The organism is Vibrio quintilis (assembly GCF_024529975.1).
Lineage (GTDB): Bacteria > Pseudomonadota > Gammaproteobacteria > Enterobacterales > Vibrionaceae > Vibrio > Vibrio quintilis.
Map to the genome: position 1 here is coordinate 3,133,840 of NZ_AP024897.1, position 25,001 is coordinate 3,158,840.

The following is a 25,001-nucleotide window of genomic DNA, read 5'->3' on the forward strand; positions in this document are numbered from 1 at the left end:
TCCCGGCAAGATTAAAAAAATACCTCCCGTATTATTATATTTTTTCATCAACCTATTGCCTTCCTTATTTCTTCAGTTTCATGATGTTCATGAATAACTGGTCAACGATATGGGTAATGTCATTTATCACATCAATCTTTTTAAATATTATTCTGGTACATAATACCAAAGTTTTATTATTGCAGAGTGTCATATCATATATACTATCTTATGTATCAGCAGATTATATCCTGTCACATAACTCAATTTCTCTTGTTAATTGGTCATATATACCGATCATTCTGTTTATCTACATATTTGGAAATATATTTTATTACCTGTATAAAAAATCACATGAGGTTAAGGTGTCGATTGCTAAATCTTTAGGTGCAGGGATTGCACATGAAATGCGTAATCCTTTAAGTACAATTCATACCTCATTTGATATATTAAAGTCATTGATACCTGAAGAGAATGCAGAAAACCGCACCATCTCATCCAAAGATCTGAAAACGATCCATCAATTACTGAGTGGCGTTGAGGATGTGATGGTATCCGCTGATGAAACCATTGATTTAATTTTGACGTCTATCGATCAACACCGGGTTTCCACATCAACATTCCGTCAGCATTCCGTTCTGACCGTGATACAAAAAACACTCTCATCATTCAGTTATCACTGTGATGAAGATCGTCACTCGATATATCTGGAGCAGGACTTTAATTTTGACTTTTTCGGTAGTGATACTTTATTAAAATATGCTTTATATAATTTGTTGAAAAATTCATTTTATTACAGAAAAGATAATAACTTTCATATTCATATAAAAATCATCAAACAAAACAAATGGAATCAAATAATATTTGAAGATAATGGAGCCGGAATAGCATCTGAGCATGTAGAACATATATTTAAAGATTTTTATACCTATGGAAAAAATGGTGGATTCGGTCTTGGACTGCCTTTTTGTCGCCGGATAATGACTTCATTTGGTGGCCATATCCGATGTGAATCCAGCCAGGGAGAATGGACCAGGTTTATCTTAAGTTTTCCGGAATCGTCTTCCACTCAGGTCTCCCATATGAAGCAGCAAATATTGAAAATGAAATCCATGCTTTACATTCGGTATTCCCTGACTGATTCATCAGATAACGCCATAGTAAACCTTTTACAAAAAGAATATTCTCACCTTGAAGTTATTGATTTGGAAGATGCAATCGGCAAAAAAGACTATGAATTTGAATATGACATCATTTTCGTTAATCTCGAACAGATTACTCAGTATTCCCCTCAACTTGCAGCTTTGGAGAAATTGCTGTTTTTTTCCCGGGCACAAATATGCTACTTATTCGGGCAACATCAACAAAACCCGATTGAAGTAAAAAGAGATTTTCCCGTTATTCCACTTAAAACCAGGCACATCACAGCGACATATTTCAGAAACATCATAGAAAAACTTTTGTTCGGTGCTAAGCTCCCAATCGATAAAAAGTTACCACCACAAATTATCAATCAACAACAAACAGGAAAACATATCCTGATTGTCGATGATAACCACTCAGTCCGGACATTCACCGCGTTATTGCTAGAAAAACAAGGTTATGAAGTATTACAGGCAAATGATGGCACTGAAGCTTTAAATTCGGTAGACAATCAAAAAATTGATTTGATTTTGATGGATATCGAGATGCCGGTGATGGATGGCATAGAAGCTGCCAGACAAATTCGTTCTTCAAATAAACCATACCGCCATATACCCATCATTGGCCACACAGGAGACAGCCAGGCAAAAACGCTGGAAAAGATAAAAGCATCAGGTATGAATGATTATATCATTAAGCCAGTTCAAAAAGAGCAGCTACTGGGAAAGGTTGCCTGCCTGATTTAGAGGATTTAAGAATATAATCAGTTACTCAGGGAAACATATTGTGCATACCCAGGCAACCTGAAGATACATGATTCAGCGTGTCGCCGAAAGATACAGTTCAAGGAAAGGGAATGCAGGAATGTCCCTGCTTTTCAAATTCTCCTGACACAGAAATGAGCCTTTCAGCTCACGCCCTGCGGGTGAGTTTGTCACGCCGTATCAGAGCCAGACAAATCTCACTGAAACCTGCATCTTCTGGTTGTTTGGGTATATCAACTTAGTTTTTTTGAACGACTTTGACGCTTTTGATTTTTCTTTCTGAACGATTTTCTCCGTTTCATACTTTGGCTGTTTTGAGGCATTGATTTTAAACTTTCCGGCAATGGTGATGTCTGTACACCATTCATCATCGCTTTAATCTGCTCGGTTAATGCTTGCATAAATGGCTGATAAGATTGTTTTTTCTCCGCCATGTCCTGAAGCTGATGTTCCCAGTGTGCTGTCATATCCGGCAATGTTGCTTCGGCAGGTAATGCATGAATTAATCCCCGCCCTGCAGCCGTACTATGAATGAGTTTGCCACTCCGGGTAAGCAGTTGGCGCTTAAATAATAACTCGATAATCCCTGCCCGCGTCGCTTCAGTCCCTAAACCATCCGTTTCCCGTAATATTTTTTTTAACCTTTGATCTTCAATAAATCTGGCAATACCAGTCATCGCCTGAAGCAATGTCGCTTCAGAAAATGGCCTGGGAGGTTCAGTCTTATGTGCTTTTATTTCACCTTCCCGGCAAATAAGCTGGCATCCTTTTTCCAACGGAGGGACGATGTCTGCGATGTCGCCGGTTTCTTCTTTATGTCCGATCACCTGTTTCCAACCGGTATGGATAAGTTGCTTTCCTCTGGCAATAAAAACGCCACCAGCAATATCAAACACCAGTTTTGATTCAGCATAAACAGCCGGTGGATAAAACTGTAACAAGTATTGAGTCGCAATCAGTTGATAAATTTTCTTTTCATCGGATGAAAGCCGGATATTTTTACCGGACTTTGGTGTTGGAATAATCGCATGGTGAGCCTCAACTTTTTGGTCATTCCAGGCTTTAGACCGGATCGATAAGTCCGCATTATCAATCACCGGTTGTAAGTTTGTCTCAGTGACTGATATTGCCTGAATCACATCGTGAATTTCTTTTTGATGCTCAACAGGCAGGTATCGGCAATCAGAACGTGGGTACGTGATCAGCTTATGCTTTTCATATAATGACTGGCAGGTTTGTAAAACCTGTTGTGCATTCATGGCAAAACGTTTTGAAGCATCAATCTGCAGCGCTGATAAAGAATAAGGTAAAGGAGCGAACTGCTTTGTCTGTTTTTGTTCTGATGTTGTGACGGTTGCTGGCTTGCCGGCAATCCGGCTGGCTACATTTTCAGCTAATGGCCGGTGAAGCAGGCGTCCTTCTTCATCAAGCCATGACTGGCAGGATTCACTCGGTTTCCAGCGAGCCCGAATATCCAAATCCCCCTTTTCCGACTGATAAGGAATTAGCGCATCCAGAGTAAAATAATCTTTAGAGACAAAGTTCTCAATTTGCTCATCTCGCCGGACAACCAGCCCCAAAACCGGCGTTTGCACCCGTCCGACAGACAATACCCCCTGATAACCGGATTGCTGCCCTAACAATGTGTATGCCCGGGACATATTCATTCCATATAACCAGTCGGCTCTGGAACGGGCTAAAGCGGAAACCGACAATGATATAAAGTCCCGGTTTGGCCGCATTTGCGTTAACGATTTTTTTACGGCGGCAGCATTCAGGTCATTGATCAATAAACGTTCAACTGTATTTTTTACTGTTTGACTCACCCGGCAATGATCGATCACTTCATCAACCAGAAGCTGACCTTCTCTATCGGGATCTCCGGCATGAATAATATGCTGATGAGATTTAAGGAGTGTCCGGATAACTTTCAGCTGTTGAGCAGAAGACTTTCGTGGTTTCAACTGCCACTTATCCGGCAAAATAGGCAGATCTTCCAGTCTCCACTTTTTATATCGCTCATCATAGGCATCCGGCTCAGCTTGTTCCAGTAAGTGCCCGATACACCATGTAACAACATCCCCGTTACCACAACGGATAAAACCGCTGTCCCGGTGGTGGGGAGATGGTAGAACAGCTGCGATAGCGCGCCCTAAGCTTGGCTTCTCTGCGATAAATAAACGGGACATTTTAAAATTAATCAGGCCACAGAACGTGGCCCTAAGATAACAGGAAATACTGTAAATTTATACAGTTTAAGTTTGTTTTTATTCGTCTGCATCAGCACGACGGGCTGCTGCTTCTTTAATTAAGGGTTGTAGCTCCCCTTTTTGATACATTTCAAGAATGATATCGCATCCGCCAATCAGTTCACCTTCAATCCAGAGCTGAGGAAATGTCGGCCACTGAGCGTACACCGGAAGCTCTGTTCTGATATCCGGGTTCTGAAGGATATCAACATAGGCAAATTGTTCACCGCAAGCAATGATTGCCTGTGCCGCTTGTGATGAAAAACCACAGCTTGGTAGTTTAGGGGAGCCTTTCATGTAAAGCAGAATAGTGTTTTCAGCAATCTGCTGCTTAATCTTGTCAATTGTTTCCATTGTATCCTCTTTGGCTGACAACAAACTTTTTTACATTCTAAATCATTACTCCAGAATAAAAAGCCCATTATTAGTAAGGTTGAAAGCAAACCTCAGTTAACCTCATGAAAATTAGAATATAAAAAGGAAAATACTGGTAAAAATCCGCTGTCCTGTGCCTCATCTTTCACAAAGAATTTTTATGAACCCCCTTTTAATAAAGTAAAAACTTGCTAAAATAAGTTTCAGTCAGTCATGTCTAATGAAACAAACGATAAATAAACGTATATCCTTAGATAGAAGATGAAGAAAAATCTAAATATCCTGTTGTCATGGATATACACCGGAAGTAAAACCCGAAGAGACAGTTTTGAGCAATTGTCTCTGAAAACAATGGAGATTAAGCAATGTCATTTGAACTACCAGCACTTCCTTATGCAAAAGATGCTCTGGAACCTCACATCTCTGCAGAAACGCTCGACTTTCACCACGGAAAACATCACAACACTTATATTGTTAAGCTGAATGGCTTAATCAAGGGAACCGAACTAGAAGGTAAGTCACTGGAAGATATTATTAAGTCATCTTCCGGCGGTGTTTTTAATAATGCGGCTCAAACCTGGAATCATACTTTTTACTGGCACTGCTTGTCTCCGAATGGCGGTGGTGAGCCAACTGGTGCTGTCGCAGAAGCCATTGAAAAATCTTTCGGATCTTTTGAAGAGTTCAAATCTCAGTTTACTGAATCAGCAATTAATAATTTCGGCTCTTCATGGACCTGGTTAGTCAAAAAAGCAGATGGTACTCTTGCTATCACGAATACATCAAATGCAGCAACACCTGTATCTGATGAAGGTGTTACACCACTGCTCACAGTTGATTTGTGGGAACACGCTTACTACATCGACTACCGCAATGTTCGTCCTGACTATATGGCCGCATTCTGGGCTCTGGTCAACTGGGACTTTGCAGCGGAAAACCTGGCAAAATAATTATCAGGTCACCATTAAAACTGGTAAAGTATTCAAAAGCCTGTTGCCACAGGCTTTTTTATTATCCTTAGAAAATCAAACAATCTTCTCAAGTTTCCATGTCTCTTGTCGATAATGTTGTATCGCTAAGGAGAACATGATGTTATCTGAAACCGCTGAAGTACTTCATTCACTGGATAAAGCACACTTAATCAATGAATTACAGTGTGGTCAGTCCGTTAATCGAGCGGTATTGCAAAACCGGCGGGCCGATTTTACGCTTCTGCTGGCTATGTTCTCCACGGATGCCAGAGAAAACACCATCTGTGAAGCACTTCCTGTTCCGGATAAAACGGAAACGACACTCCGGAATCAGTTTGGCCTGAACGCTCCTCAGCCTTTGCAATCAAATCAGGAAACTTATCAACTCGGGGCAACCGTTGCTCATTATTTCCATCATGGCGGCCTGCCTTCTGCAAAGCTGCAACACTACTTAACGCCGGATGCATTGACCTATCAACCTGAAGCAACTCATGAGCTTGATGAAGATGTATATAACAACTTGTCTGGTCACCAGCGTCGACAGCTCGATGATGAATTTGAAGAACCAGGCATTGCCTCTGATCTTTATAACCAACTAATTAACAATTATCGTCAATCTCAAATTCAGGCAACTGCCTGATTCTGTTCTATATTCAGTGTACATGAAATAACGGGAGTGTGAATTACTCCTCAAAACAGTTCACAACTCCTCCCTTGAAAACACATTCTATGACTTTTTTCACATCATCATTCTATCTCTTCAACCATGCTATCGAGACGCAAAAAATAAAATATCAGGATATACCAATGCATGTGAAAAACTCGATTATTCTACTGACTTCAGCAGGAACGCTCTTTGGCAATGCATTGGCAGAGCGCTTTGCGCAGTTAGGAGCCAGAATCATTCTTACTGACAAGGACCATGAACGGTTAATCTCCGTATATGAACAAAGTAAGACCATTTCAAACAATATCCACTACTTCTATATGGATGATTACAAACCCGAGTCAATCGAAGCTTTACTGAACTATATACAAAATAAATTTAATCAGGCTCCCGATATTCTGATTAATCACTGGCCGGGAACCCCTTTGCCTTCTGTGACTGATGACCATCCTTTAGAACAGTTCACTCAAAATTTAACTGATATGATTTCAACTCTTTTTTCGTTCGGACAAATGAGTGCTGAAAGAATGAGGCAGGAAGATCAGGAAGGCGTCATTATTAATATCATGTCCAGCAATGACCAGCATAGTATTCAGGGGTTTGAAAGCTCTGCATCAATGATTTCAGGGATGACACAGAGCTGGTCAAAAGAGTTGACACCTTTTAACATCAGGGTGGGCGCGGTTCTACCTTCAGAGAAGGTTCAGGATAATAACTCCAACATGTCAATACAATTAGATGAACTAATCCGGAATACAGAATATATTGTTGAGAATGAATATTTTAGTGGAAGAACAATGTCAGCCTGAGTGAGAACAAGGCTGACTCTGGTTATTCATCATCAAGATATTCATCGAACAAGTCTTCTTGTTCTGAGTCATAGTCGTCTTTTTGCTCGATTTCAGCTTTGTAATTTTGATGCTGGAAATACATATCACGGGCCAGCGCATAAGGGTCCGGTGAATTTTCAAGCATAGATTCCTGATTAACCAATGCAGCTCTGGTTTCAAGACCTTCAAAAAATGACTTCGCCAAAACAGCCCAAATATTCAAGTACGATAAAGGTAAATAAGTACTGTCAACAAAATCACCAGCATCTCTGACTGAATAAGGACCAAGTGCTGGTAACATCAGATAAGGGCCATTTCCTATACCGTAATGCCCTAAAGCGTCTCCAAATTTCTTTTCATCATCTTTATTAATACCGGCAGCAGAAGCAATATCAATTAGCCCAAATAAGCCAAAGGTACTGTTCATCCAGAACCGGTTAAAATGATCAACAGCTTTTTCTCCATTTCCCATGAGCAAGTTATTTACGACACTTGCCGGTTCATCCAGATTAGACAAAAAGTTAGCAAGTGCACGCCGAAATGGATTTGGCACGTAATCGACGTAAGCAAGAGAAAGCGGTCTGAAAAAATAAGGATCTAAATAATCATAATTAAGCGCCCATGTCGTACGATTGACACTTTCCAACGGATCACTTCCATAAGCCGATTCAGAATGTTCCGGTACGGTACTGCATCCACCTAAGATAATTATCATTGAAAACAAAAAAATCCGCTTTAGACGATTATCCATTATGTCCTTCCATTTGTGATCATAGCTGAGCTTAATATATTGAATAACTGACGTGAGATTATACCAACAGTTATGCTGAATTTAACTATGTAAATACAGCATCTTCCCACCAATAAAAAAGGAAGCCTCAAGGCTTCCTAAATTTTCAATCTTCAGAGATAGTTACTCATACATTTTTCTTAGCAGAACGAGCCTTTTGTTGTTCTCTCGCATGAGTTTTACTCAGCGGCGGAACTTTCTCTTCTCCGGATATTTTTTTCTTAAGAGAAAGCATTAGTTCAGCTTCAGCCTTCGGGAGCTCACATTCTTCAATCAACTCTTCAACATCAGCACCTAGCTGTACAAGTTTAGATGCCCGGGAATAAAGCCGTGAATCTGTATCCTGTACTTGCTGCTCCAGATCTTTAACCCTCTCATTCAGATGAAGTACTGTCTCTTCCTGTTCAGTAATCTTTTGTCCTAAACCAACAACGGCAGATCTCAGCTCGTTTAACTGCTTATTTGTCTTCTGTAAAGTTTTATCTAACATTCTGGTTTCCTGCCGTCGGGTTTCAGAATGAACCAACAGAATATGCTTTAAACGAAACAACAGCACAAAAAACAACAACACAAAAAACACAACTCCCCCAATCACCGCAGCAGGGAAGCTAAAAAATACTTCACTATCAATCATAATTATAAATGAGCCATCTCATCCCACTCTTCATCACTGAGCAATTTGTTCAGATCAACCAGAATAAGAAGCTTCCCATCTCTGTTGCTAACACCCTGGATAAACTTAGCACTTTCATCAGTACCAACGCTTGGTGTTGTATCTATTTCTGATGAACGCAAGTATACAACTTCAGCAACGCTATCAACCAAGATACCAATGACCTGGTGCTCGGACTCAATCACAATAATTCTTGTATTATCAGTAACCTCGCCATCAACCAACCCAAATCGTGAACGAGTATCAATCACAGTGACAACATTGCCACGTAAGTTGATAATACCTAACACATAGTCAGGTGCTCCTGGGACAGGTGCAATTTCGGTATAGCGGAGTACTTCTCTGACCTGCATAACATTAATGCCGTAGGTTTCTTCCTCTAACTGGAACGTCACCCACTGAAGCACTTCGTCATTAGACTGGTCTTTTTTCACTTCCACTTCGTTTGTCTGAGACATACCTTATCCTCTCTAAGTCGAATTCGACACTAACGTATCTAATTATCGAGCGCTTTCACATCCAACCCGGCTTTCAGCATCCCGATTAATGCTTCAACATGGATTAAAGCACACATTCTTTCTTTTACCATACCAGCCAGCCAAGGGCGCTTCCCGGCTTTTTCACGCCACCGAACTTTCTCGCTATCCAGTAATTCTGTACCTTTCAGGTGATCACAGGCTAATCCCCAGGAACTATCACCTAACATCACAATATACTGGTATCCTGACTTATAATTCTCATCAGTTAATTTATCAGCCATCACCCAGCAAGCTGTATCTACAACATCAAGCTGATCATCCCGGTTTGTCTGTAAACCTAAATACCATGAAGGACGACCAATAAGATGATTCAATGTTTCCAGTCGATGAATACCGCCCAGTTCATCCAAAGGAACCGCAAACATAACACCATTTACTTCAAAATATAATATCTGAAAACGCTCTTTGCGTTCGATACTCTTCCAGTTTTTCGCTTTATCATCAGCCTGAGTTTCAGTCTCCTGCGATGTTTCCTGAGCAATTTCCGGCTCTTTTTCCTGACTGTAAGAAGAGTCTGGTTCTATCTTTGTTTCAATTACAGGATCAGAATAAAACGAGTCAGTTTGTACTTCCGGCTCAGTTACTATTTCCGTTTCAACAACAGTTTCTGGTGCTTCTGTATTAACCTCAACAACATCATCAGACTGAACATTGATATCCCAGTCCTGAATTTCGTCAGTCGTCGAGGATAATATCACTTCTTCCGTAACTTCTGCTTCAGTCACGTCATCAACGACACGGCTACTGACCTGAACATGAGATGCTATTTCATCAGTGTTCTTATCGAGCAACTCATCAATATCTTCTATTTGATCAACAGGATTCGTTGATTCCAGTTGATTTAACAGACGTTGAACATCTTCCAGATTTGGCAGAATAAAAGAATTATCTGATTCAGTTACCTGCTCAGCAACCCGCTGCCTCTGTAATTGTGGTACAGTCTCTACGTCTTTAGAAACTTGCGAGGGTGATTCTGCTTTTTTTTCTTGAACCAGCTCTAAATCGCCACTATCTTCATCTAACAGCGCAGCAAAATAATCATCCAAAGCTTGTTCACTTGATAGCACCATATCACGACTCATCAATTGCTAACCTCTCTAAATAGATAAGCAACTGCTTGTAAGCAAAAACTCCCCGACTCCCTTCCGCAAAATGAGAAGCTGGTAAGCGTTTCAAACTTGCATCTCTGAATTTCGTATCAATCGGAACCGCAGAAGTCCACACCCGTTCAGGATAGTCTTTCTTCAACTGAGTCAATGTCTGTAAAGACGCTTTGGTTCTCTTATCGTACATGGTAGGTACAATTGTGACCCGGAACTCACTATGTCTGGACTTTCGCATGATTGCCAGGGTCCGGATCATACGTTCCAGCCCTTTCATCGCCAAAAACTCAGTCTGAACAGGAATAAGAATGCGATCACTGGCAGCAATCGCATTCACCATCATCACACCCAAAATAGGAGGACAATCAATCAAAACGTAGTCGTATAGATCATGTAATTCAAAAAGTGCCTTCTTCAGAATTAGCCCCATACCACTGCGGTTACCCATGACACGATCTAATGTCGCTAAAGACATATGGGCAGGAATAATATCGATCCCTTCAATTTCAGTCTTTATCACTAATGGGCTTACAGAGTCCCGAGAGATAGTTGTGAGCTGAAATAAATCAAAAAGACTATTCTTGACGCCATCTGAATCATAACCAAGATAAGTAGTCAACGAGGCATGAGGATCTGTATCAACCAACAATACCCGCTTTCCCTGCTTACATAGTAAGCCGGCGAGCGTTATTGTTGTTGTTGTTTTACCCACACCACCTTTTTGGTTGGCGACACTCCAAACAATCATTGATTTTCCTTATGAAAGCCCCACTTCAACCAATATGCGTTCAGCAATACGCTCAAGAGGCAAACTTTCAGATGAAATTCCTGCTTTAGCAACTGCCTGAGGCATACCATAAACAACACACGTCTCTTCATCCTGAGCCCAGATTGTTGCCCCTTCTTTTTTGAGCATTCTGGCACCCTCGCGTCCATCAGCCCCCATTCCAGTCAATACCATGGAAAGGACTTTACTTCCGTAAATTTTAGCAGCGGAGCCAAATGTTACATCAACACATGGCTTATAATTCATTCGGTCTCCGCCATCTATAATCCGGATTTTTGCGTTTCCCGGACGCCCTTCGATCATCATCTGCTTTCCACCTGGTGCAAGATAAGCGACTCCTGCACGGAGAATATCACCATCTTCAGCTTCCTTTACAGTGACCTGGCACAATGAATTTAAGCGGCTTGCAAACGCTGCCGTAAAAGTGGCTGGCATATGCTGTATGAGTAACACAGGATGAGGATAATTTGCCGGAAGTTTAACTAATATTTTTTGCAGTGCTACTGGTCCGCCGGTTGAAGTTCCAATTGCGGTTAGTTGATACTTCTTCCCTGTTGGCTTAAAACGGGCTGCTTGTGCAGCCGATGGGCGGGTAATTGATTGTAAATTCTGACGACTTTCCGGCCGGGAAGAGGGTGCAGGAGAACGTACTGCACGCCCGGTAGAAGGAGAAGAAAACGACCGTCTTAGCAAAGACTTTTTCTTAGAGATTTCAATAACTCGTTGCTGCAAAAGTGAAACCGCTTCATCACGATTACGCGCAATATCTTCAAACTTCTTCGGTAAGAAGTCCATTGCACCAGCATCTAATGCATCTAATGTCGCTTTAGCACCATCATGTGTTAAAGAAGAAAACATCAGAATCGGAATCGGATTCTCAGCCATAATCTCTTTAACCGCAGAAATACCATCTAACACCGGCATTTCTACATCCATAGTAATCACGTCAGGCTTTAATGTTCTTGCTTTGTCAACGGCTTCTCTACCATTAACAGCGACATCAATCACTTCTAAACGCGATTCTGAATTAATGATTTCACTAACACGACGTCTGAAAAAACTGGAGTCATCAACCACTAATACTTTAATCGCCATACTTTCCCTTTTGTTTATAAGAATTATCAGATTCGAGATGCAGCTGCATAATTTTTCAATAAATCAGGCACATCTAATATCAATGCAATATGACCGTCACTCGTTATTGTTGCGCCAGCCATCCCAGGAGTTCCCTGTAATAAATTATCCAGAGGTTTGATCACAACTTCCTCCTGACCGATTAATGTATCAACAACAAAACCAACACGCTGACTACCGATTTGAACAATCACAACATGTCCATGCCCTTTACCACGCTCAATCGTATGCTGAGGTGCTAACCAATTCTGCAAATAAAATAGTGGGATTGATTTTTCTCTGACAATAATTGTCAACTGTCCATCAACAACGTTAGTACGACTCAAATCTAAATGGAAAATCTCATTAACACTCGCAAGTGGCAGAGCAAAAGGACTGCCGGCAACGCCAACCATCAATGTAGGTAATATAGCCAGCGTTAACGGTACTTTTATGGCAATTTTAGTTCCTTTCCCAATCTCAGAATCAATATCGATAGAACCATTCAAAGTGTTAATAGCCGTTTTCACAACGTCCATTCCCACACCTCGTCCTGAAATATCTGAAATCTGTTCTTTACTGGAAAAACCAGGCATGAAAATTAAATTGAAACATTCTTTATTAGACAACCGGGATGCTGCATCTTCATCCATCAAACCACGTTTAACTGCAATACCTCTTAGTTTATCCGGGTTCATTCCGGCACCATCGTCGATAATACACAACTCTATATGGTCACCTTCCTGTGATGCTGACAAGATGACCTTCCCGGTACGGGGTTTGCCACTTTTCTCCCGTATATCAGGCATTTCAACACCATGGTCAACTGAATTTCGAACCAAGTGAATCAAAGGATCAGCAAGAGCTTCAACCAGATTTTTATCTAAATCGGTATCTTCTCCCCGCATTTCAAGATTAATATCTTTCTTCAGACTTCGGGCTAAGTCACGAACAACCCGCGGGAAACGGCCAAAAACTTTCTTAATCGGCTGCATCCTGGTTTTCATTACTGCACCCTGAAGGTCAGCAGTTACAACATCCAGATTAGCGACAGCCTTAGACATTTCCTCATCATTACTATTGAGCCCCAGACTCAAAAGACGATTTCGCACCAGAACCAGTTCACCAACCATATTCATAATGGTATCAAGTGTCGAAGTATCAACCCGAACGGTCGCCTCAGTCTGCTGTGCTTTTTTCACAGCAACTTCCTTCGACTCTTTAGTTGCTACAGCGGTCTTCTTCGCTGCTGGCTTAGCAGCCGGTGGTGCAGCTGGTGCAGGTTTGCTCTCGACTGGCTTACTTACTGCTGCAGCAGGCTTAGCTTCCGCTTTAGGATTTGCTGAAGCAGGTTTTACCGCCATCTCCAGTTCTTCAACCGAAGGACCATTTCCCTGCCCATGTAAATCATCTAATAATTTCTCAAACTCATCATCAGTCATCAGATCACTGTCACCTTCCCCAGCCTTACCGGCAGAAGATGATGGAGATGGAGATGTATTTTGTTGAGGAGGTTGTGGCGTCGCAGGCGCAGCTTCTGATTCTGAATGGGCAGACGGAGCATTCCCTCTGCCGTGTAACTCATCAAGTAATTGTTCAAACTCATCATCAGTAATGTCATCACTGCTAACAGCGCTATTTTTTTCAGCTGGTGGAGGTGTTGGTGATGGACTTTCAGTTGATTCATGAGCTCCGGGAGCACTCCCCTTACCATGTAGCTCATCTAATAATTGTTCGAATTCATCTTGTGTTATTTCATCAATAGAACTGACATCAACAGAATCAGAAGCAGCCTCTTCAGGCATACTCACTGCCACAGGTTCTTCGGAGACAGGTGGTTGTGGAGACTCAGTAGCTGCCGTTTCTTCAACGTGAGACGCAGTACTTTCTGCCACAGGTTCGTCTTCGGAGGCTGGCTGTGAAAGACGATGTAACTCTTCTAGTAAATCGGGATCAGCAGCGTCAAGCGGCTCCCTGTTCTGCACTGCAGCAAACTGATCATTTACTGTATCAAGCGCCCGAAGCATGGTATCCATCAAATCTGCGGATACACCTCTTTGACCATTACGTAAAATATCAAATACGTTTTCAGCGCCGTGACATGTTTCAACCAATTCAGTCAAAGATAAAAAACCGGCACCACCTTTGACAGTATGAAAACCACGAAAAATTGCGTTTAAAAGGTCGTTATCTTCGGGGTTATTTTCAAGTTCTACTAACTGCTCGGAAAGTAACTCTAAAATCTCTCCCGCTTCAACCAGGAAATCCTGCAAAATATCTTCGTCTAAATCGTAGCTCATACGGTACCCCTAAAAACCAAGACTTGATAATAAGTCATCCACTTCATCCTGAGATGCAACTGCATCTTCCCGCTCATGAGGGTTCATGATAGGTCCTTCTGGTTCTGATGAAGGTTGATGACTTTTATCTATTTGTTGTTCTTGTTGGTTTGCTGTGCCAAATACAGTAAGAATTTCAACTAATCGTTGCTCAACTTCATTCACCAATTCAATGACGCGCCGAATAATTTGTCCTGTTAAATCCTGAAAATCCTGTGCCATTAATATTTCCATTAACTCACTTCGAAGTTCAGTACTATCACCTTCAATCTGACTTAATATATCGTCAATCCGATGGCACAGCGCTTTAAACTCAGCTAATTCAACACGCCCACGCATCAGTTCATTCCACTGAGGACGCACAGATAGCAGGCTTTGATGCAATTTATCTGCGATAGGCATACACCGATCAACAGAATCCATCGTTTTATTAGCCGCAGTCTCAGTCTTAGAGATCACATAGGCCAGACGATCTTTTGCATCAGGAATTTCATCTTTCGCGATTTCACCAATCCGAACATCCAAAGTGAACTCTTTTAATGATTCATGTAGTTCTCTCGTCAAACTTCCAATTTGTTGAAAAATTTGATGTTCAGCAGCGCTTGACTGATAAATATCAATCAATAATGAATTAGCATCATCTTGCTGTTCATTTTCGAGAAACTGCACAAGTTCCCGGGCTTGTTCTAATGAAATCATTCTGAATGAGCCGCCTTCCACAAGTTGAAAAATTTATTGCCTGTGTTCCAAGAGAAATTTTAAACTCATAAACGCTCAAAAATTTTATCTAACTTTTCTTTGAGAGTTGCAGCGGTAAACGGCTTAACAATATATCCATTCACACCAGCCTGAGCAGCTTCAATAATTTGTTCTCTCTTTGCTTCGGCAGTAATCATCAAAACAGGTAAATGCTTTAATTCATCATCAGCACGAATATTTTTTAATAAATCGATTCCCTGCATCCCTGGCATATTCCAGTCAGTCACAACGAACTCAAAATCACCCTTCTTTAGCATAGGCAACGCCGTGAGCCCATCATCCGCTTCCTGAGTATTATTGAAACCCAAGTCACGGAGTAGGTTCTTTACTATCCGACGCATTGTTGAAAAATCATCAACAATCAAAATTTTCATGTTTTTATTCAAAATTGCCTCCACTGAGTATGAGAATCAGTGATATTAATCATTTTGTGTCCAAGAACGAAGTTTTGTCCTTAAACGCTGCATCGTCTGGCTCAATATTTGGCTTACGCGAGATTCACTTACACCAAGTACTTCACCGATTTCCTTTAAGTTTAGCTCTTCATCATAATAGAGCGAAAGTACCAAAGCTTCACGTTCAGGAAGCGATTTTATTGACTCAATTAATGCTTTACGAAATAACTCGTCAGCAACACCTTTAAATGGTGAACTATCGCCATCAACATCAAAAGGAGATATAACATCTTCTGATACACCCAAGTCCTCGATCCCAATAATACGCGAACAATTAATATCAGTTATAATGCTATGGTATTGATCTAACGACATTCCTAAAAAATTAGCAACCTCAGAATCAGTCGGATCCCGATTTAATTCACCTTCCAATGCTGAAATTGCCTGACTGATCTCACGATTATGCTTATGAACCGACCTTGGAACCCAATCTCCACGACGGATATCATCAAGCATTGCACCCCGTATACGAATCCCTGCGTAGGTTTCAAAACTGGCGCCTTTACTTCCATCATAATTTTTTTGAGCTTCAAGCAAGCCAATCATACCTGCCTGAATTAAATCTTCTACCTGCACACTCGGCGGTAAACGTCCAATCAAATGATGTGCTATACGCTTGACCAACTCAGAGTATTTTTCCAAAAAAGCTTGTTGGCTGCTGATATTTCCATATTGATTGTAAGTTAACGCCTTATTCACTAAATGGTTCCCCGACTATCTCTGTACGATTAAGCAAGCGCTCTACAAAAAATTCTAAATGACCACTTGGTGTTCGTGGTATAGGCCATGTTAACGCTTTATTGGCTAAAGAGCTAATAGCAAGCGAAGCTGGCGAACGTGGAAAAGCATCCACAACAATTTTTTGTTTTTTAACTGACTGTCGAACATTATCGTCTAAAGGAATGCAAGCGACGAGCTCAATACTTACATTAAGAAAACGCTCTGTGACCAAGGTCAACTTAGCAAATAATTCACGCCCTTCACGGTAACTGCGTACCATGTTGGCAACCACTTTAAACCTCTGTACCTGGTGTTCTCTGCTGAGCAGTTTTATCAAAGCATAAGCATCTGTGATCGAGGTTGGTTCATCACATACAACAACAACAACATCCTGAGCAGCTCTGGCAAAGCTGACCACCATGTCTGAAATTCCCGCAGCAGTATCAATTAAAAGAACATCCATCTCTTCTTCCAGGCTACCAAAAGCCCGAATTAAACCGACATGCTGAGCATGAGATAATTCGACCATGGACTGAGTCCCGGAAGTTGCAGGAATAATTCTGATACCAAGAGGCCCTTCAGTAATCGCGTCCTGAAGTTCACATTCTCCGGCCAGCACATGGCCCAGATTTTTCTTCGGCCGGATACCCAACATAACGTCCACATTAGCCAGGCCTAAATCAGCATCAAGCACCATGACCTTTTTGCCCTGACGCGCCATACTCATTGCCATTCCTAATGTGACATTTGTTTTGCCAACCCCTCCTTTACCGCCAGTCACAGCAATAACTTTCGTCAGTGTCGGCTCATTTAAGCGGCGCAGGCCGCTTGCTTGGTCGTAAATCATCTTATTTGTCATATCCACTCGCCGCCTAGATTCTCTCCGAGTCACTACTCCAGTAGTGAGGCTCATTATCTGCCGACTTTTCTAGCAACTCGTTTGCTTTTGCAACCATATATTTAGGTTGGGCGACAACAATATCTTCAGGAACTCGTTGGCCATTAGCGATATATGCTACAGGTAAAGCATTTTCAACAATAACACTCACAAACTCCCCCAGACTCAGGGATTCATCCAGCTTCGTCATAATGCATCCGGATAATGGAATCCGTCTGAAATGATCAATCGTTTCTTGTAATACTTTTCGCTGGGCTGTTGCAGGTAGTACCAGATAACTTCTTATAGCACTCCCCCGGTCCTGCATCAATGTATCGAGCTGTTCGGAAAGACGAACATCACGTTGTCCCATTCCTGCTGTATCAACCAAAATCAGACGACGATTTCTCAGTTGGTGTATAACATCGGCTAACTCTTTGGAATCTTTAGCAACTTTTACAGGGCATCCCATAATTCTTCCATATATAGCCAGTTGCTCATGTGCACCAATACGATAAGTATCCGTTGTGACAAGTGCAATTTCATCTGCACCATATTCCATAGCAGCTCTGGCAGCCAGTTTCGCAATTGTTGTTGTTTTTCCTACGCCGGTCGGCCCAAGCAAAGCAACAACACCCCCCTTCTTTAAGATATCCAGCTTAGAGATGGGAATTTGATCCGATACCAATCCAAGTAATGCTTTCCATGCCTTGGGCGGTGGTGTTTCTTCAGGAATGTAACATGCTAATTGATCGGCAAGCTCTAAAGAAACCCCCATGCGGGACAACCGCTTGATTAACATAGCTCTGAGTGGCTCTCTGCGTTCAACTTCCTGCCACATGAGTCCGGAAACCTGATGCTCTAACAACCGGCGGATTGAATTAATATCATCCTTCATTAATTCAATATCAGGGTTAGGTTGTTCCTCTTCCCGTGGGTTTCGCCGGATAAACCGAGTTGGATCAAGTTGATTAGAATGCTGTTCCGTTTGCTGCTCATCCAGCAAACGCTGAGTCAGGGGATTTTCATGGTGACTCTGTTCTTTATTTCCCTTTCCCTGCCTCTGAAGTAATGAAGACAAAGAATTCGCTTCAGACTCAGTACTACCTGACTGATTAGGCGTATAATGTTTCAACAAACTCGCAAATTGCTGAGTCATGGTCGGTTTACCATTACGATCAGCAGAGTTAGTTCCGATATTCACCTGATCTTCTTTCAAACGGCGACCACCCGTATAATCCGCAGCCGCAGGGTTACCCTGACGATATTGTGACTTGGGATTATGATGCTGGGCCTGATTCTTGGGTATGACATTTTCACTATCAACGGCCGCGACGATTTCAACACCACCAGCATTTTTCTTATTTGACATAATCACCGCATCATCACCAAGCTCATCTTTGACTTGTAATAATGCTGTTTTTACATCCTTGGCAAAAAATCGTTTAATTTTCAATGCAGTAATCCACCATTGCCATATTTATCTGCTAATTCCCTACAGCCTGTACTATTCTGATTTGCTTCTCATCAGGAATTTCCTGGTAAGAAAGAACCCTTAAATTCGGTATCGTATTTTTGACAAATTTTGCGAGCGTCGTTCTTAATACTCCAGATGTCAATAATACGGCAGGTTCTCCCTTCAACTCTTGTTCTTGTGTTGCCTGACTTAACGAGAACTGAAGTCTCTCAGCCAATCCAGGTTCAATCCCTGCAGATTCACCACCAGCAGCCTGCATCGTTTGATGCAATATTTGTTCCAGCTCAGGAATCAGTGTAATGACGGGCAACTCAGGTTCTATCCCATTGATTTCCTGTACAATTAACCTTCTTAAAGCAATTCTGACAGCAGCAGTTAATATGTCAGGTTCTTGACTCTTTCCTGAGTATTCAGCAAGCGTCTGAATAATCGTTCTGATATCCCGGATAGGAATCGCTTCATTCAGAAGGTTTTGAAGAACCTTAACGACCGCGCCGAGCGATAGCTGATCCGGAATAAAGTTTTCAATTAACTTCGGCGCGGAACGTCCAAGCATATCAAGCAGATTTTGTACTTCTTCATGTCCGAGTAATTGAGAAGCATTATTCGTCAAAAGCTGACTTAAGTGAGTCGCCAATACTGTAGAAGAGTCAACCACAGTATAGCCAAGCGCCTGAGCATGCTCTCTGTGTTCATCATCAATCCACACAGCTTCCAGGCCAAAAGCAGGATCATAGGTTTCTTCTCCCTCAATCGCGCCATACACCTGACCCGGGTTAATTGCCAGCTCTTGGTCCGGGCGAATTTCAGCTTCTCCGACAGCAACACCCATCAGCGTGATCCGATAACTATTGGGAGGAAGTTCAAGATTATCCCGGATATGAACAGGAGGAATTAAGAAGCCAAAATCCTGAGATAGTTTTTTTCTGACGCCTTTTACCCGTTCGAGCAGTTCGCCTCCCTGCTCGCGATCGACAAGAGGAATCAGACGATAGCCGACTTCCAGGCCAATGATGTCAATAGGCTGAACATCATCCCATGACAACTCTTTTTGCTGGGGGGAATCAGACAAATCAGGTTCAGGAGCGGCTTTCTCTTCAGAGGCTTTTTTCTGTTTTCTGTGTAATAAATATGCGCCAAAACCAGCAAGAATCGCTAAAGAAATAAATGCAAAGTGCGGCATTCCCGGGACAATTCCCATCACGGCCAAAATGGATGCCGTGATAGTCAGTGCTTTCGGGTTATCGAACATCTGAACGATAACCTGCTGCCCCATATCTTCATCAGTATTTTGACGCGTGACCATAATTGCTGCGCCAATCGATAGTAACAGAGACGGGATCTGAGCAACTAAGCCATCACCAATAGTCAGCAGCGTATAGATTTTTATCGCATCACCAAAATTCAGATCGTACTGAATCATCCCAATCGATAAACCACCAACAATATTGATAAACAGAATTAAGATACCGGCGATTGCATCGCCTTTCACAAATTTTGAAGCACCATCCATTGAGCCATAAAAATCAGCTTCTTTTGTCACTTCAAACCGGCGCAAACGGGCCTGATCCTGATCGATTAGCCCTGCATTTAAATCTGCATCAATGGCCATCTGCTTACCAGGCAACGCATCTAGGGTAAAGCGGGCACTTACCTCGGAAATCCTTCCGGCACCTTTGGTCACAACCATAAAGTTAATGATCATTAGAATCAGGAAGACGACTAAACCAACGGCATAGTTCCCGCCAATCACAACATTACCGAAAGCCTCAATCACCTTACCGGCCGAATCCGCACCATCGTGACCATGTAATAACACAACCCGGGTCGAAGCCACGTTCAGTGCCAGACGGAGCAATGTCGATATCAGCAACACAGTCGGGAAAGCTGCAAAGTCCAGCGGGCGCCGGGTGTATACCGTCACAAGCAGAACCACCATTGCTAATGCAATGTTAAAAGTAAAAAACAGGTCAAGTAAAAACGCGGGAATAGGCAAAACGACCATCGCCAGCGTAACAAGCACCATGACCGGAGCACCAATGGCCGGCATATTACGCTGAGGAATTGACGGTAGTTTATCCGCAAAAGGCAACGAAAACTTCATAGATAACCAATAAAAACTTTCTAAACAGAAATAAGTAGTTAGAACTGCACTCGATGAAGCAGTTACATGCAATTATCACACCATAGTTCTGTCAAATTTATGGCTACTCACTTTGGCGTTATCTGTCAAATACGAAAGACCTAAGATACAGTTGGAAAAAAACGTTGAAGTAACTGGCCTTGTTGATTTTCCGGCTGATATTCAAGACAAATCAATCCAGAGGTCGGAAACATTGGTGGCGTCACATCCCTGACAAACTCACTGGTTAAGTATCCGACCAAAGGTAAATGTGAGACTAAAAAGAATGACTCAATTTTATCAACCTCAGCCAAAGCCATCATATAGCTGAAAACATGCTCAGCCTGCCCATAAGGCGTGATGTCATCACAGGTTTCAACCGTTTTGGCATTGACATAACCGGTAATTTCCTGCCATGTTTCCTGAGCACGCAGGTAAGGGCTGACCAACACTCTGTCTACAGAAATTTTCTCATGAGCTACCGCCTGCTGCAAAACGCTGACAGAGTCCACTTTGCCACGAACAGTCAGACGACGTTCTGCATCACCTGATGCGCTAAATCCAGCTTCACCATGACGCATAATAAAAATTTTTATACTCATATACGATTAACCTTAAAAATCATCTTATTACTGCGATAATGTGTATTCACCAGCCTTTAAATAAAAGTACTCCACCATTATCCCGTAACGTTGTAACGGTCCAAACTGACCTTCTTAACACCAAGAAAATTAAAATAATTTTACTCATAAAAATATTACTTACAGTTGGCTCTGAACCTTTTCAACGTCATACTAGTCATAATCAGTAATAATAAAAATTAAATCAGCATTCGCCGGGAGGCCTTCAGCGTGTATATCAGCCCCAATGACACCAATAGTTATCGGTACATTACTCTGCCAAACCAGCTCAGAGTACTATTAATTAACGATGAAGATACTCCTAAAAGTGCGGCAGCACTAGCTATCAATGTTGGTCACTTCGACGATCCATCAGACCGCCCCGGACTAGCTCACTATCTCGAGCATATGTTATTTCTCGGTACAGAAAAACATCCGCAAACCGGAGAATTTCAAAATTTTATCAGCCAGCATGGCGGTTCACACAACGCATGGACAGGCACTGAGCATAGCTGTTTTTTCTTTGATATTACTCCGGCAGCTTTCGAAAAAGCTTTGGATCGCTTTGCCCTTTTTTTTATATCACCACTCTTCAATGAAGATGCTCTCGATAAAGAACGTCTGGCGATTGAATCTGAATATAAACTAAAAATCAATGACGATACCCGCAGACTTTATCAGGTTCACAAAGAAACAATAAATCCACAGCACCCGTTTGCAAAATTTTCAGTGGGCAACCTGCAAACATTATCAGACAGAAACGGAAAGAGCATACGTCAGGAAATTCTCGATTTTTATCAGCAGAATTACTCTTCAGACTTAATGACACTGGTTATATTCGGACCTGAGTCTCTGGATGAACTGGAAGGCTGGGCCACTCAGTATTTTTCTGCCATTACAAATAAAAATAAACGTGGAAAATCGCTCTCTGTCCCTTTTGTCACTCCGAAACAAACCGGGATACAAATCGAAGCAGAACCGTTAAAAGATATCAGAAAGCTGTCGCTGGCTTTCCCCCTCAGCGGAATGACCCAACATTACCGGATAAAGCCGCTATCATATTTTGCCCATCTGCTGGGCTATGAAGGACAAGACAGCCTGATGCTGGCTCTGAAAGAAAAAGGATGGATTACCAGTTTATCAGCCGGAGGCGGGATCAGTGGCAGTAATTATCGTGAGTTTACTGTCAGTATGCATTTAACGGAAGAAGGTTTGAAATACACCGATGATATCATCCAGGCTGTTTTCCGGTATATCGACCTGATTCGGACTCAGGGACTCCAGAGCTGGCGGTATGAAGAGAAGAAAACCGTCCTCAATGCTGCTTTTCGTTATCAGGAGCCAACCCGCCCGATGGAAATGGTGAATAATCTGGTGATGAACATGCAGCATTATCATGAAGATGATGTGGTATGTGGCGACTATATTATGGATGGTTACGATGAATCCCTGTTGCGTCAGATTCTCGACGACTTTGTACCAGATAATCTGAGAGTGACATTATTTGCTCAGGGTAAAGACTATAATCAAACGGCTGAATGGTATTTTACGCCATACTCCGTCACCCCTTTCACAGAAGAGCAACGTGCTGCATTCCACTCTCCGGTCTGCGATCTCAAGATTGAATTACCTGAAAAAAACCGCTTTATATGCAGTGACCTCACACCGAAGCCTTCTGAGTCTTTCAATACTAATCCGGAAATTATTCATGAAACGCCGGAATTTCGCCTCTGGCATATGCAGGATAATGAATTTAGTGTTCCTAAGGGCGTCATTTATGTTGCGATAGATAGTCCTTATGCAGTTGAAAATACCCGGAATATCGTCATGACCCGGTTATGCGTTGAATTATTTCTGGACTCTCTGGCTAAAAAAACCTACCAGGCAGAGATCGCGGGAATGGGATATAACATGTATGCCCATCAAGGCGGTGTCACACTATCAATTTCCGGATTCAGTCAAAAACAACCTGAGCTACTTAAAGTGATTCTTGATCGGTTTGAACGTCGGGAATTCGTGAAACACCGCTTCGATTCAATTAAACAACAACTGGAAAGAAGCTGGAGAAACGCATCAAAAGATCGGCCTATTTCCCAATTATTCAATGCAATGACGGGAATTTTACAACCCAATAATCCACCTTATCATGACTTATTGAAAGCACTCCAGACAATCCATGTTGATGAACTGTCACCATTTGTTGATAAAATGCTGTCAGAACGCCACATTGAGATGTTTATCTATGGTGACTGGAGAAAATCAGATGCATTAAATATTGGCCAGGATCTGATTCAGGCACTGCACGTAAAAGATGCTCAGTCGGAAGAGTCTCTGAGACCTTTGATTATGCTTGGGGAGCAGGGGACTTTCAGACATGAAATTCATTGTGATCAGGACGACTCAGCAGTTGTTATTTACTATCAAAGTGAATGTACTTCACCTAAAAATATCGCACTCTATTCACTTGCCAATCACCTGATGTCAGCAACTTTTTTTCATGAAATCAGGACTAAACAACAACTTGGTTATATGGTTGGCACTGGCAATCTCCCACTCAATAAACACCCTGGGATCGTGCTCTACGTACAATCACCAAACGCCGGCCCGGCAGAACTAATGGCCTCAATTGATGAGTTCCTGAATGCGTTCTATCTGGTCCTGCTTGAGCTGAGCGAATACCAGTGGCATAGCAGTAAACGGGGGTTATGGAACCAGATTTCAGCACCGGATACCTCACTGCGCAACCGGGCACAACGTTTGTGGGTCGCTATCGGCAATAAAGACACTGAATTTTCACAGCGGGAACAGGTACTCCAGGAACTCAAACATCTGTCCCGTTCAGATATGATCCGCTTTGTCGTCAATCAGTTAAAACCACGCACCGCAAATCGTCTGATTATGTATACCCGGGGAAATGCACATCATGCGTCTCAGGAACTCACTCTCGGCAGAGAAATCAGTTCAATTCACGAGTTTCAGCTGATGCCTAAAGCCTATGATGTAGGTTGATGATATGTCATCACAGGTCATTAAGTCACTTATTCGTGCAGGCTTTGCTCTGATGCAATCACATCTTTTAATGAATTCGGGTGAAGTTTGATACAGACATGATTCCATTTGAAAGCAATCGTCGGGTTAACTAACCTTTCTCCTTCAGCCTGAGGCGACGATTGTTTAATCTGAATGTGATGCTTTTTCGCATTATCTTTCATCCGTGGGAATTTCCGGCAAAGCTCTGCAAAAAACACGTCAGCAGTTAATGCTGTTGACGGAATCACAAATTCAACATGCTCCCATCCTTCAACCGGATAATGCTTCCCTTCTGCCGGATATGGCAACTCCAGATATTTTGTCTGCCATTGGCCCAGCTTCAGAGGCTGAGTTAATTCAATCACAATAATGGGTCTGCCATGAATCAATGACTCTGAAATTACCTGCCCTTGCCGCATCCACACCTGATGCACCGCTTGAGTTGTGTCCAGATCATTAATCCGCATTGCAATATGATCTATTTCAAGCTCGGTCAGATCCATGTCCAGAAGTTCACACAACTGAGAAATCTTATCCGTAAACCCGGAAATATCTTCACACATCAACTCCGGAGTCAGCCGTTTCTGCGTTAATACATACTGCATGAATTTCCCCTTTT

The 25,001-nt window shown here is 42.1% G+C and carries 22 protein-coding genes; 5 read left to right on the forward strand and 17 right to left on the reverse strand.

Annotated features, from left to right (window positions below; translation table 11 throughout):
• Positions 1 to 344 precede the first annotated feature (344 nt).
• The gene (locus tag OC443_RS14365) at positions 345 to 1,868 is read left to right on the forward strand and encodes an ATP-binding response regulator (protein WP_234976351.1); all 1,524 of its coding nucleotides are present in this window, start codon (positions 345 to 347) and stop codon (positions 1,866 to 1,868) included.
• A gap of 251 nt (positions 1,869 to 2,119) precedes the next feature.
• Here the strand turns inward: OC443_RS14365 and OC443_RS14370 are convergent, their stop codons facing one another.
• Complete coding sequence (locus OC443_RS14370) at positions 2,120 to 4,075, reverse strand: DNA topoisomerase III (RefSeq protein WP_073581430.1); 1,956 nt, start codon at positions 4,073 to 4,075, stop codon at positions 2,120 to 2,122.
• A 78-nt stretch (positions 4,076 to 4,153) separates the two neighbouring features.
• Positions 4,154 to 4,489, reverse strand: coding sequence for a Grx4 family monothiol glutaredoxin (locus OC443_RS14375; protein ID WP_073581429.1), 336 nt, complete (start codon positions 4,487 to 4,489; stop codon positions 4,154 to 4,156).
• 386 nt (positions 4,490 to 4,875) lie between these two features.
• Between OC443_RS14375 and sodB the strand changes: the two genes are divergently transcribed.
• The 3 genes from sodB to OC443_RS14390 all read left to right on the forward strand — a co-directional run bounded on the left by sodB (position 4,876) and on the right by OC443_RS14390 (position 6,957).
• Positions 4,876 to 5,460, forward strand: coding sequence for a superoxide dismutase [Fe] (gene sodB, locus OC443_RS14380; RefSeq protein WP_073581428.1), 585 nt, complete (start codon positions 4,876 to 4,878; stop codon positions 5,458 to 5,460).
• Between the two features lie 136 nt (positions 5,461 to 5,596).
• Positions 5,597 to 6,121, forward strand: a complete 525-nt coding sequence (locus OC443_RS14385) for a VC2046/SO_2500 family protein (RefSeq protein WP_073581426.1) — start codon at positions 5,597 to 5,599, stop codon at positions 6,119 to 6,121.
• A 167-nt stretch (positions 6,122 to 6,288) separates the two neighbouring features.
• Entirely contained in the window at positions 6,289 to 6,957 is a 669-nt protein-coding gene (locus OC443_RS14390) for an SDR family oxidoreductase (protein ID WP_073581425.1), read from the forward strand.
• 22 nt (positions 6,958 to 6,979) lie between these two features.
• Here the strand turns inward: OC443_RS14390 and OC443_RS14395 are convergent, their stop codons facing one another.
• The 14 genes from OC443_RS14395 to sixA all read right to left on the reverse strand — a co-directional run bounded on the left by OC443_RS14395 (position 6,980) and on the right by sixA (position 21,328).
• A complete protein-coding gene (locus OC443_RS14395; RefSeq protein WP_073581423.1) occupies positions 6,980 to 7,729 on the reverse strand; it encodes an MlaA family lipoprotein in 750 nt (249 codons plus the stop codon).
• A gap of 166 nt (positions 7,730 to 7,895) precedes the next feature.
• Complete coding sequence (locus OC443_RS14400; protein WP_370738735.1) at positions 7,896 to 8,258, reverse strand: DUF2802 domain-containing protein; 363 nt, start codon at positions 8,256 to 8,258, stop codon at positions 7,896 to 7,898.
• A gap of 146 nt (positions 8,259 to 8,404) precedes the next feature.
• Positions 8,405 to 8,899, reverse strand: a complete 495-nt coding sequence (locus OC443_RS14405) for a chemotaxis protein CheW (RefSeq protein WP_073581419.1) — start codon at positions 8,897 to 8,899, stop codon at positions 8,405 to 8,407.
• 38 nt (positions 8,900 to 8,937) lie between these two features.
• The gene (locus OC443_RS14410) at positions 8,938 to 10,062 is read right to left on the reverse strand and encodes a chemotaxis protein CheW (protein WP_143169270.1); all 1,125 of its coding nucleotides are present in this window, start codon (positions 10,060 to 10,062) and stop codon (positions 8,938 to 8,940) included.
• Complete coding sequence (locus OC443_RS14415; protein WP_073581415.1) at positions 10,052 to 10,831, reverse strand: ParA family protein; 780 nt, start codon at positions 10,829 to 10,831, stop codon at positions 10,052 to 10,054. The genes OC443_RS14410 and OC443_RS14415 overlap by 11 nt, the downstream gene beginning before the upstream one ends.
• 9 nt (positions 10,832 to 10,840) lie before the next feature.
• Complete coding sequence (locus OC443_RS14420; RefSeq protein ID WP_073581413.1) at positions 10,841 to 11,965, reverse strand: protein-glutamate methylesterase/protein-glutamine glutaminase; 1,125 nt, start codon at positions 11,963 to 11,965, stop codon at positions 10,841 to 10,843.
• 26 nt (positions 11,966 to 11,991) lie between these two features.
• Entirely contained in the window at positions 11,992 to 14,283 is a 2,292-nt protein-coding gene (locus OC443_RS14425; protein WP_073581411.1) for a chemotaxis protein CheA, read from the reverse strand.
• A gap of 9 nt (positions 14,284 to 14,292) precedes the next feature.
• Positions 14,293 to 15,021 carry a protein phosphatase CheZ gene (locus OC443_RS14430; RefSeq protein ID WP_073581676.1) on the reverse strand — a complete coding sequence of 243 codons (729 nt, stop codon included), beginning with the start codon at positions 15,019 to 15,021 and terminating at the stop codon, positions 14,293 to 14,295.
• A gap of 65 nt (positions 15,022 to 15,086) precedes the next feature.
• Positions 15,087 to 15,455 carry a chemotaxis response regulator CheY gene (cheY, locus tag OC443_RS14435; protein WP_139281707.1) on the reverse strand — a complete coding sequence of 123 codons (369 nt, stop codon included), beginning with the start codon at positions 15,453 to 15,455 and terminating at the stop codon, positions 15,087 to 15,089.
• 45 nt (positions 15,456 to 15,500) lie between these two features.
• Positions 15,501 to 16,235, reverse strand: coding sequence for an RNA polymerase sigma factor FliA (locus OC443_RS14440; RefSeq protein ID WP_073581407.1), 735 nt, complete (start codon positions 16,233 to 16,235; stop codon positions 15,501 to 15,503).
• Positions 16,228 to 17,115 carry a MinD/ParA family protein gene (locus OC443_RS14445; protein WP_073581674.1) on the reverse strand — a complete coding sequence of 296 codons (888 nt, stop codon included), beginning with the start codon at positions 17,113 to 17,115 and terminating at the stop codon, positions 16,228 to 16,230. Before OC443_RS14445 ends, OC443_RS14440 begins: the two co-directional genes overlap by 8 nt.
• 13 nt (positions 17,116 to 17,128) lie before the next feature.
• Positions 17,129 to 18,589 carry a flagellar biosynthesis protein FlhF gene (flhF, locus tag OC443_RS14450; protein ID WP_073581405.1) on the reverse strand — a complete coding sequence of 487 codons (1,461 nt, stop codon included), beginning with the start codon at positions 18,587 to 18,589 and terminating at the stop codon, positions 17,129 to 17,131.
• A gap of 31 nt (positions 18,590 to 18,620) precedes the next feature.
• The gene (gene flhA / locus OC443_RS14455; protein WP_073581403.1) at positions 18,621 to 20,714 is read right to left on the reverse strand and encodes a flagellar biosynthesis protein FlhA; all 2,094 of its coding nucleotides are present in this window, start codon (positions 20,712 to 20,714) and stop codon (positions 18,621 to 18,623) included.
• A 140-nt stretch (positions 20,715 to 20,854) separates the two neighbouring features.
• A complete protein-coding gene (gene sixA / locus OC443_RS14460) occupies positions 20,855 to 21,328 on the reverse strand; it encodes a phosphohistidine phosphatase SixA (RefSeq protein ID WP_073581672.1) in 474 nt (157 codons plus the stop codon).
• Positions 21,329 to 21,583: 255 nt separating this feature from the next.
• Here sixA and OC443_RS14465 point away from each other — a divergent pair, with 255 nt between their 5' ends.
• Entirely contained in the window at positions 21,584 to 24,361 is a 2,778-nt protein-coding gene (locus OC443_RS14465) for an insulinase family protein (RefSeq protein ID WP_073581401.1), read from the forward strand.
• Positions 24,362 to 24,390: 29 nt separating this feature from the next.
• Here OC443_RS14465 and OC443_RS14470 read toward each other — a convergent pair whose 3' ends face one another.
• Positions 24,391 to 24,987, reverse strand: a complete 597-nt coding sequence (locus OC443_RS14470; protein ID WP_073581399.1) for a VOC family protein — start codon at positions 24,985 to 24,987, stop codon at positions 24,391 to 24,393.
• Positions 24,988 to 25,001: the final 14 nt, after the last annotated feature.

What these genes read in the sequence shown, in the direction of transcription:
- OC443_RS14370 (WP_073581430.1), bottom strand. Translation starts at nt 4,075, where the DNA reads ATGTCCCGTTTATTTATCGCAGAGAAGCCAAGCTTAGGGCGCGCTATC.
- OC443_RS14375 (WP_073581429.1), bottom strand. Translation starts at nt 4,489, where the DNA reads ATGGAAACAATTGACAAGATTAAGCAGCAGATTGCTGAAAACACTATT.
- sodB (WP_073581428.1), top strand. Translation starts at nt 4,876, where the DNA reads ATGTCATTTGAACTACCAGCACTTCCTTATGCAAAAGATGCTCTGGAA.
- OC443_RS14385 (WP_073581426.1), top strand. Translation starts at nt 5,597, where the DNA reads ATGATGTTATCTGAAACCGCTGAAGTACTTCATTCACTGGATAAAGCA.
- OC443_RS14390 (WP_073581425.1), top strand. Translation starts at nt 6,289, where the DNA reads ATGCATGTGAAAAACTCGATTATTCTACTGACTTCAGCAGGAACGCTC.
- OC443_RS14395 (WP_073581423.1), bottom strand. Translation starts at nt 7,729, where the DNA reads ATGGATAATCGTCTAAAGCGGATTTTTTTGTTTTCAATGATAATTATC.
- OC443_RS14400 (WP_370738735.1), bottom strand. Translation starts at nt 8,258, where the DNA reads ATGTTAGATAAAACTTTACAGAAGACAAATAAGCAGTTAAACGAGCTG.
- OC443_RS14405 (WP_073581419.1), bottom strand. Translation starts at nt 8,899, where the DNA reads ATGTCTCAGACAAACGAAGTGGAAGTGAAAAAAGACCAGTCTAATGAC.
- OC443_RS14410 (WP_143169270.1), bottom strand. Translation starts at nt 10,062, where the DNA reads ATGAGTCGTGATATGGTGCTATCAAGTGAACAAGCTTTGGATGATTAT.
- OC443_RS14415 (WP_073581415.1), bottom strand. Translation starts at nt 10,831, where the DNA reads ATGATTGTTTGGAGTGTCGCCAACCAAAAAGGTGGTGTGGGTAAAACA.
- OC443_RS14420 (WP_073581413.1), bottom strand. Translation starts at nt 11,965, where the DNA reads ATGGCGATTAAAGTATTAGTGGTTGATGACTCCAGTTTTTTCAGACGT.
- OC443_RS14425 (WP_073581411.1), bottom strand. Translation starts at nt 14,283, where the DNA reads ATGAGCTACGATTTAGACGAAGATATTTTGCAGGATTTCCTGGTTGAA.
- OC443_RS14430 (WP_073581676.1), bottom strand. Translation starts at nt 15,021, where the DNA reads ATGATTTCATTAGAACAAGCCCGGGAACTTGTGCAGTTTCTCGAAAAT.
- cheY (WP_139281707.1), bottom strand. Translation starts at nt 15,455, where the DNA reads ATGAAAATTTTGATTGTTGATGATTTTTCAACAATGCGTCGGATAGTA.
- OC443_RS14445 (WP_073581674.1), bottom strand. Translation starts at nt 17,115, where the DNA reads ATGACAAATAAGATGATTTACGACCAAGCAAGCGGCCTGCGCCGCTTA.
- flhA (WP_073581403.1), bottom strand. Translation starts at nt 20,714, where the DNA reads ATGAAGTTTTCGTTGCCTTTTGCGGATAAACTACCGTCAATTCCTCAG.
- OC443_RS14470 (WP_073581399.1), bottom strand. Translation starts at nt 24,987, where the DNA reads ATGCAGTATGTATTAACGCAGAAACGGCTGACTCCGGAGTTGATGTGT.